8 protein-coding genes and 1 pseudogene are annotated in these 8,170 nt (G+C 67.9%); 2 read left to right on the top strand and 7 right to left on the bottom strand.

The window, feature by feature from the left end:
- Positions 1-1,675 precede the first annotated feature (1,675 nt).
- Positions 1,676-2,206, top strand: a complete 531-nt coding sequence (locus tag ACWCYO_RS39615) for a CbrC family protein (protein ID WP_449786926.1) — start codon at positions 1,676-1,678, stop codon at positions 2,204-2,206.
- A gap of 93 nt (positions 2,207-2,299) precedes the next feature.
- On the opposite strand, the pseudogene ACWCYO_RS39610 reads toward ACWCYO_RS39615, so the two are convergent.
- The 6 genes and pseudogenes from ACWCYO_RS39610 to ACWCYO_RS39585 form a co-directional block, all read right to left on the bottom strand.
- Positions 2,300-2,689 (bottom strand): annotated as a pseudogene (locus ACWCYO_RS39610) (transposase); the annotation flags it as partial.
- A 28-nt stretch (positions 2,690-2,717) separates the two neighbouring features.
- Positions 2,718-2,876 (bottom strand): hypothetical protein, encoded by a 159-nt coding sequence (locus tag ACWCYO_RS39605; protein ID WP_449786925.1) that lies wholly within the window; start codon positions 2,874-2,876, stop codon positions 2,718-2,720.
- A 5-nt stretch (positions 2,877-2,881) separates the two neighbouring features.
- Positions 2,882-3,961, bottom strand: a complete 1,080-nt coding sequence (locus ACWCYO_RS39600) for a transposase (protein ID WP_449786924.1) — start codon at positions 3,959-3,961, stop codon at positions 2,882-2,884.
- 21 nt (positions 3,962-3,982) lie between these two features.
- Positions 3,983-4,552, bottom strand: a complete 570-nt coding sequence (locus ACWCYO_RS39595; RefSeq protein ID WP_449786923.1) for a transposase — start codon at positions 4,550-4,552, stop codon at positions 3,983-3,985.
- Between the two features lie 102 nt (positions 4,553-4,654).
- Positions 4,655-4,756, bottom strand: a complete 102-nt coding sequence (locus ACWCYO_RS39590) for a hypothetical protein (protein ID WP_449786928.1) — start codon at positions 4,754-4,756, stop codon at positions 4,655-4,657.
- 121 nt (positions 4,757-4,877) lie between these two features.
- A complete protein-coding gene (locus tag ACWCYO_RS39585; protein ID WP_449786927.1) occupies positions 4,878-6,227 on the bottom strand; it encodes an IS30 family transposase in 1,350 nt (449 codons plus the stop codon).
- Between the two features lie 607 nt (positions 6,228-6,834).
- Here ACWCYO_RS39585 and ACWCYO_RS39580 point away from each other — a divergent pair.
- Positions 6,835-7,776 carry a hypothetical protein gene (locus ACWCYO_RS39580; protein ID WP_449786922.1) on the top strand — a complete coding sequence of 314 codons (942 nt, stop codon included), beginning with the start codon at positions 6,835-6,837 and terminating at the stop codon, positions 7,774-7,776.
- A gap of 153 nt (positions 7,777-7,929) precedes the next feature.
- On the opposite strand, the gene ACWCYO_RS39575 is transcribed toward ACWCYO_RS39580, so the two are convergent.
- A partial coding sequence (locus ACWCYO_RS39575) for a hypothetical protein (RefSeq protein WP_449786921.1) occupies positions 7,930-8,170 on the bottom strand: 241 nt, incomplete at its 5' end.

Below are 8,170 nucleotides of genomic sequence, written 5' to 3'. Positions count from 1 at the left end.
CGGCGAGTACACCTTCATCACCACGGGGGACTCCTCTTCCTCTGGATCTCCGCGATCCAGTGTCCGGGGTGTCCACACTTCGGGAGGAAGGCCCGTTCCTGGCGGGCACCAGCGCCGCCGGCTGCTCCCCGCCGTGCCGGCACATGTTCGGGTGGCGCCGCAGGCGCCCCCTGTCCGCTCTCGGCCGGGGGCCGTCAGGCCCCTTTCCCAGCCCCTCTCGGCCCGTTTGCGCCGCCCTTTTCCGGCGTCACCTCCAGCCTTTTTCGAGGGGCCGTCAGGCCCCGGCCCCCGCCGAAGGCCCGTGCGCTTTTCCGGCCCCCTTCCCGACCCTTCCTGGCCCCTCTCTTGTGTTTTGGTTGTCGGTGTTCGGGAGGGTGCGAGTCGGGTCGTTGTCGGCCGATAAGGGCGGGTAGGAGTTAGTGCTTGTTGTGACAATTAAGGCGGGATGCCAGGTGGCTGGTAGGTGGGTTTCCGGCCGGGTACCGGGCCCGGCTTACCGCCTGATTCCCGAGCGTTTGCCCGGTGGCATCCGAAGGCCGGGCACTGGTGACATTCCCGTGCGCCTCAGGGCCCCAGTGCTGCGCCCTGTCCGGGGCTTTTTGACCGAGTGGGTTGTGACGGTTGGTGGGCTGTTTCCCGGTCCTGTGCCCTGATTCCGGGGGGTGGTGCCGGGGCCGGGTCGGTGACAGCTCTTGCATCTTCGACGCCTCGCCCCGGCACGGGGCGACAGGGCCTGGGGAGGCTTGCCCCGGGGAGCCCCTCGCGGGGCCGCTGGAAGGGCGGGTGGTGGAGGCCCCGGCGGGGGTCCCCGACCCGGGGTTGATGATCGGCGTTTGGATTTCAGCGGCTCGGCGTGGCTGTTCACCGGGGTGGTCGAGGCTGTTTTCCCTGGTCGCGGGTGTTTGTGGTTGCGGATGGTGAACGGTGCAGCCGGGTGCGCGGTGAAGTGTCCCGCTGTGTTGCGGTGAAGGTCCGGCGCCGATCGTCATCGCCGGACCCGGGGTGTGGCTTGTGGTGGCCGTGGAGCAGGAGCATGAGGCTCCAGAGCCTTCTACGGGGTGTTCTGCCTCTCGGAGCCCTGCGAACCGAAGACCCGGGCCACACAACGATCGAGGGGACACCGAAGGCTCGGGCTGAATCGATGTCAGGGGTCGGCGGCGTTCCCGCGTCGTCGATGGTCGCGATGAAGTCGATGTCGGCCCAACCGCCGCGGAACAGGACGACCGAGAGCTGTGCGTCGCCGGGGCCTGTGATGAGGACGCCGATCGAGTGTCGGCCCCCACGCCGCGCCGACGGGCCACCGGAACCCGCGTTTCCGTCTGTCGACCTCGGCATCCTGCTCCAGCGCACCGACGACGGCTGGGCCATCGCCCACTACCAGGTCTCCCTCCTCCCTTGACCCGCCGTCTCCGGTCCCCGCCGCACCCCGCACCATCCCAGCCGACTGGCAAGATCCCGAAGAGGGCCTAGTCCGGGCTCCCCGGGAACCCCGCTCACTGAACCTCCCCCACTCGCTTCTAAACTCAACGAGCTGGGGAGTCGTGACAGCTGATCTCCCTGCGTGGTGTGATTAGTCGTCACCCGTCTGGGCTGGTCTGTGACCGAGAAGATTTGCCGAGTTGGCACCGGTTGGCACAGCTGACCGGCTGGAACCACGGTGATACGGTCGCTGGCCGTGACAGAGCCGCTTCCTGAGTTCCCGTATCACCCCGACCCGGTGGCCACTGGTGCCGTCGTCGCGTCCCACGCGGAGTGCAGCTGCTGCGGTCGGGCCCGCGGCTACATCTACACCGGTCCCGTTTATGCAGCGGAGAATCTCCGCGGTCGGTTGTGTCCCTGGTGCATCGCGGACGGTGGTGCGGCCGAGCGCTTCGAGGCCCAGTTCACGGACGTGGTCGACGATGTTCCGCTGGACCTGCTGTTCGCGATCACGCAGCGCACGCCGGGATTCAGCGGGTGGCAGCAGGAGCGCTGGCTGATCCACTGCGGTGACGGTGCTGCCTTCCTCGGGAGCGCCGGCGCCGCCGAGCTCATGGCCTGCCCCGAAGCATGGGCATCGTTGCGGCAAGAGCTCAGTTGCGGCCCCTGGTCCTCCTCGCAGGCCGAGCAGTACCTCATGGCGTTGTCCAAGAACGGCCAGCCAACCGCCTACCTCTTCCAGTGCCGGGTCTGTGGCACCCACCTCGCATATGCAGACGCCACGTAGCCCCTGGATCCGGGTGATGGGCCCGGTGGCACCCGCCTGTGTCGGAGCGAGCCACTGTGCAGTCTCAGCTTGACGTTTACTGACTTCGGCTTGTCAGGGTGAGGCGGGGGTGTCGAGGGTCAGGCCGGTGCCAGCTATGAAGCCATCGAGGGTGTCGGGCCGGTACTGCAGGCGTTTGAGCCGGTTTCGCACGAGGGCTTCGAGTCGGTCGAGGGCGACCACGGCGAGGTTGGCGAGGCTGCGTTCGACGTGGGCCCAGACCCATTCGACGGGGTTGAGGTCGGGTGAATAGGCGGGGAGCAGGAACACCGTCAGCCAGGCACGCTCGGCGATCAAGTCGCGCACGGCATGGGAAATGTGGGTGTTCAGGCGGTCCCAGACCAGCACGATCGGTGCCTTGACCAGCTGGTGGACGCCGTCGATCAGTGCGATGAAGTCGCGCTCGCCCATGCTCCGGCGCTTGCCTCTGCCTGCGGGGTGTGAGCTTCCCCCGCTGCGCGGGAGGTGTTGATTACCTGGTCAGGGCGGGTGGGGGTGGTTCGACGGCCACTGGTTCGGCCGTCGCCTGGTCGGCGTAGTACTTCGCCTCGTATTCGTCGGGGCTGAGCCAGCCGAGGCGCTTCTGGATGCGGCGGGTGTTGTACCAGCCGTCGATGACCCCGTTGCCCAATTGCCCTATGCGGCGAGGTCGAGTGCTGCGAGGTGTGATGTCCGGGTGTGGGCGAGTGGCTTTTCGTTCCACCAGGCGTCAAGACGGATGAGGTTGATGGCTGTGGCCGTCAAGACGTGCGCCAGATGAGTCTTTCGCAGGCCGATGTAGCGGGTCTGGCGCACGCCGGTGGCCGCGATGGCCTGGTGGATCGTGCCTTCGACACCCGCGCGGACCGCGTACCGGTCCTTCCACTCGTCGGTGGCCTGCTCGGCTCGGAGGCGCTCGAGAACGGCGTCTTGTTCCTGCGGGCGGATGGTGAGCTGCCGACCGTAACGGGTGGAGCTGGTGCACTGGTCGCGTACCGGGCAAGGAGCGCACGTCTCGGTGGCGAAGCGGATGCGGATCGCAGGTCGCTGGTTGTTGTCGAGTCCTTCGGTCCAGTACCGGCTGACGGCACTGTTGGGACAAATTGCATGCCGCTCAGTCCAGTTGATGGCGAACGATGCCTTACCGAAGCCATTGGCCTGCACCGTCTGGCGGGTCGTGTTGGGTCTGACCGGGCCGATGACGCGCACTCCGTACTCGGTCGGGGCGGTCAGCAGGAGCTCGGCGGAGATGTAGCCGGCGTCCATGTAGTGTTCGGCGGGCAGCAGGCCCTTGTCGTCGAGGCGGTCGTGGATCTGGTCGACGACGACCGGGTCACCCGCCGTGGCGTCCGTGGTGACGACATGGGTGACCAGGTGTGGACGGCCGACTTCGGGGGCGTCGCAGGTCTCGCTGAAGTGGACCTTGTAACCGTCCCATGCCGATCCGCGCTTCACCGCGTTGCGGGAGTCCGGGTCATAGGGTGAGGTGATTCTGACTCTGCTGGGCGGGAGATCGTCTTTCCCCCGCCATGCCACCTCCTGCACTCCGTCGATCACCGTGCGCTTGAACTGCTGCAGCCATACCGTCCGCAGGGTGGCGACAGCAGGGATCTCCCGCAGCCAGCCCGGAGCCGAAGGAGACACCACGGCTTCGAGTAGGAGGTATCCGTCAGCCGCGATGCGCCAGGTGAGCTGGACCCGCTTGGCCTCCTCGCTCGGCAGGCGATAGGAGTCCACTCTTGCCCCGTAGCGGTCCTGTCATGAGGGATCCATCCAGGAGGTGAGCCATCCGGGCGCCGAGACGGCGATCGCCTCCAGTGCCGCCCGAAGGGTCTCGCCCACGAACTCCAGACGATTCAAGTTCCTTACCACAGCGAGGACATGGGTGGAGTCGGTGCGCTGCCGGCCTCCTGCCGCGACCAGTTTCAGTTCGGCCAGTCGCTCCAGCAGAAGATCCAGAATCCTCTCCTCCAGGCCGTGGGCCAGGAGCCGGTCCCGGAACCCGGTCAGCACGGTGAAGTCGAAGCCCGGATGGGCCAATTCGAGGCCCAACAGGTACTTCCAGTCGATCCTGGCCCGGACCGCGTGGGCGGCCTGCCGGTCAGTCAGGTTCTCAGCGAACTGCAGCACGCACACCAGCGCCAGCTGTCCGGGCGAGACCCCAGGACGGCCACGGACACCGAAGGCCGATCGAAAGTCCTCGTCGTCAAACAATGGGCCGAGCGAGTCCCGGACCCGCATCGCCAGGCACCCCTTCGGAAACGCCGCGCGAGCGACCACCCGTGTTTCCTCGGGAACCTCCCGGCCCGAACCGCCACCCATCGACATCTCTCCACCCCGTCCCGCGACCGCACGACGGACCCGAAACCCCGGCCGCTGACACGAATCCTCCGGCTCACCGCTGCCGCGCGATGATGAGATCACGCAGGTTCACCCAATTGGGCAACGGGGTCCGTCGATATAGGCGAACAGTGCGAGGTCGGCGTCGGTGCGGGTCGTGAAGGTCGTACGGCGGACACACTCGGTCTTCAGGACGCTCCAGAAGTTCTCCGCGAGGGCGTTGTCGAACGAGTCGCCCACGCTTCCCATGCTCGGCTCGATTCCCGTCTTCAGCAGGCGAGTTGTGAGCTTGATGGACGTGTATTGACCGGGTTCAAGGGGTCGTTGCAACACCGCTGGTTTGGAGCGAGAGTAGCTGATCGTCGAGAGCCTCCGCAGGAGTTCTCCAGCCGAGTGTTTTCCGCGGCCGGGTGTTGAGCGCGCCTGCGACGGCTTCGAGGTCGCGGGCGGTCCAGCGGGCCAGGTCCGTGCCCTTCGGGAAGTACTGCCGCAGCAGCCCGTTCGTGTTCTCGTTCGTGCCCCGCTGCCAGGGGCTGTGCGGGTCGGCAAAGTAGACGGCGATGCCTGTGTCGGCCTTCAGCTGGGCGTGCCGGGCAAGCTCCTTACCTCGATCCCAGGTCAGCGATCTGCTCAACTGCTGTGGGATGTTGGCCATTTGGGCTGTGAGGGCCTTGCGCATCGCCTCGGCTCCGTAGCGGGCCAGCGCGGGGCCGTTCTTCACCCTTGGCTCGACGCCGTAGCCTTCCATCCGCGGAAGGTGGACCAGGATCGTGAACCTGGTCGTGCGCTCCACGAGAGTGCCGATGGCGGATCGGTTCGTCCCGATGATCAGATCGCCTTCCCAGTGGCCCGCGACGGCCCGGTCCTCGGCCTCAGCGGGACGCTCGCTGATCATCACGTCGGGCGTGACGTGACCGGCCGCCTTCCGGCGGGCGCGCGAGCGCGGAACCCGAAGGGCACGCCCGGTCCGCAGGCACGTGACCAGCTCACGCTCGAGCGCGCCGCGGCCCTGGACGTAGAGGGCCTGGTAGATCGCCTCGTGCGAGATCCGCATGGATTCGTCGTCCGGATAGTCGACCGGCAACCGCTTGGCTATCTGCTCCGGACTCCACGCCGTCGCCCAGCGCCGGTCCTGACGGCGGGGCTTGTTCCGCCCCTTCCACTCCTGGGTCGCCGGACCCGGCGCCGGACTTCCGTCGGGAACCTGGATCAAGCCGGCCAACCGGTCCTGCACGTACTCGCGCAGCCGCTCGTCGGCCGCGAGCTTCGCGGTCTTCGGCCGGCCTGCCGCCAGCTCGGCCTTCCACTGCGCGATCGAGGCCCGGTAGTCGAGCCTCCCGCACCTCGTGGCTGCGTTGCGCCGCAGCTCCCGAGAGATCGTCGACGGTGAGCGCCCCAGCCTGCGGGCTATCTCCCTCACGCCGGTGTCCTGGGCCCTCAGCAGGGCGATCTCCTCGCGCTCGGCGAACGACAGATACCGACCTGACAGCGGACTGAGCTGGATCGAAGGCATCCCGCCACGATCGCGGAACCACCGCGAACCGACCGGCCCGGACACGCCGCACGCCAGCGCGGCATCCTCGCTCGTGAGTCCTTCGGCGATCTTCAACCAGAACGCGCGCTCCACGTCCCGACGCACCGGCGGCCGGCCCGGCGATCGCATCGCCGGACGCCCCGTCACCTTCGTCGTCCATCCCGCAGGCCGCCCCACCGACACCTCCACAATCGAGGTGTTGCGACGACCAGTTGAATCCACCCAGAACATCTTCGATCGAGTGGAGAACCACGCGCAGGTCATCCCGCAGGGAAACGATCCTGCATGCATGCCGCTGACCTGGGATTTTCACGGAACTCTGGTCAGAGCCACATCGTCACGGCGGACCGTCAGGACCCGCGTGCAGCCCCGACGCAGCCTGGGCGCGGCGGCGCGGACCGCGGGAGGGGTCGCGCAGGCGACGTTCGTCCACGCTGGGTAATTCGTTGGGCCGGAGTGGTTAATCCTCGGCGACGCTCGCCGCGCTCGGGTGGTAGGGAGCGTATCCAGAAGATCCGTTTTGTGGACATCCAGGAGCGTCATGCGAACTCGATTCACCACCCTGGTCCTGTCAGGGTTGACGTCAGCGGCCCTCGTGTGGGGCGCCGGCGGTACGGCCTCCGCCTCGCCCGTCGCCGACCACAGCGCGGCCTCCGCCTCGACGAAGGCCAGGGGCGAATGGGTCGACAGCCTTCTGCGCCTGGCCGAGGGCAGCAGCACCTCGGCGGACGGCGCCATGACCGTCACCAGCAGCGGTGCCGTCCGGCCGATGCAGGCCGTCCGCCCGTTCCACCGGACCGACGTTGACACCGCGCCCGAGGCCGCCCTGGCCGACGGGCAGGAGCCCGGCGCCGCGCTGTCGGATGACACGGCCCAGGCCGGCGAGCCGGGCACTGAGGGCGAGCGGCTGACGGGGCAGGCGCCGTCGACGCTTCCCATGGACATGGGAACGAATGGCAGCAAGAACTGCCTCCACGAGCCCGGGCACGAGCACCGCGGGCACCTCGCCGGCCAGGGCCTCGGCAAGAACTTCTGCCTGCCCGAGGTTCCCGGCATGCCCTTCGAACACGGCGAGCACGGCGTTCCCGGCATGCTCGCCGAGCACGGCAAGCACAACGAGCACTGCAAGCATGACGAAAAGTGCGGGCACGCCGAGCACGTCGAGCACTGCAAGCATGACGAAAAGTGCGGGCACGCCGAGCACGTCGAGCACTGCAAGCCTTGCGAGCACGGCAAGCCTGATGAGCACGGCAAGCCTGACGAGCACGGCAAGCACGACGAGCACGGCAAGCACGACGAGCACGGTGGCCAGGAACAGGCTCAGAACCAGCACCAGGGTCAGACCCAGGGCGTCGACGTGACCGTCGTCGTGCAAAACAGCATCACCAACAACAACGACAACAGCTCCAAGAGCACCGCCGTCAACCTGAACAAGGTCAAGTTCGTCGCGGAGGAGGTCGAGGCACGGCCGGAGCACAAGCCGGCCCACCACGGCGAGCACAAGATGAAGTCCAGCCACCATGGTGAGGGTGAGGATCACCATGGCAAGCCCCCTCACGGCCAGCTGGCCGAGACGGGCGCCCCGAAGACGCCCGTCCTGCTCGGCCTCTCCGCCGCGTTCCTGGCGGCCGGCGCGGCGGCCACGCGGCTCAGCCGCCGGCGCGCTTCGCAGCGGTAACCCACCCCGCGGACAGGCCAGAGCGCAGGAAGTCGGCCGGGCGACTCTGCTGGCGAAGTCGCCCGGCGGTTGGTTGTGCTGCGTCCTGGTGAGGTGTCGGGGATTCCGGCGGAGACCATGGCGTTGGCTCGCAGGCCTACGGCGTGATCGCCTTCACCGCCCGGTCGCCTGGGGAGGCGGCAACCCCGAAGAGCTGGCCGACGGCCTCGACATCGACGCCTTCATCCAGGCCGCCACGGCCGACGAAGCGCTCCAGCAGCTGTCGCCCCGCCCGGCGACCAGCTCGCCAGTAGGCACCCAGGCCCGGATCCCGCAGCCCAGGGCGAGGAATTCCGCGTGGTACGTGCGGCCGGAGACTCCGGCGCGGTTGATCCGGTCCACGGCGGCCAGTACC

This window comes from Kitasatospora sp. NPDC001683 (assembly GCF_053596495.1).
This window is presented reverse-complemented; position numbering and strand designations above follow the sequence as displayed.

Coding starts and splice junctions, on each gene's coding strand:
- ACWCYO_RS39585 (WP_449786927.1), bottom strand. CDS start 6,227: ATGCGATCGCCGGGCCGGCCGCCGGTGCGTCGGGACGTGGAGCGCGCG.
- ACWCYO_RS39580 (WP_449786922.1), top strand. CDS start 6,835: ATGACCGTCACCAGCAGCGGTGCCGTCCGGCCGATGCAGGCCGTCCGC.
- ACWCYO_RS39595 (WP_449786923.1), bottom strand. CDS start 4,552: ATGTCGATGGGTGGCGGTTCGGGCCGGGAGGTTCCCGAGGAAACACGG.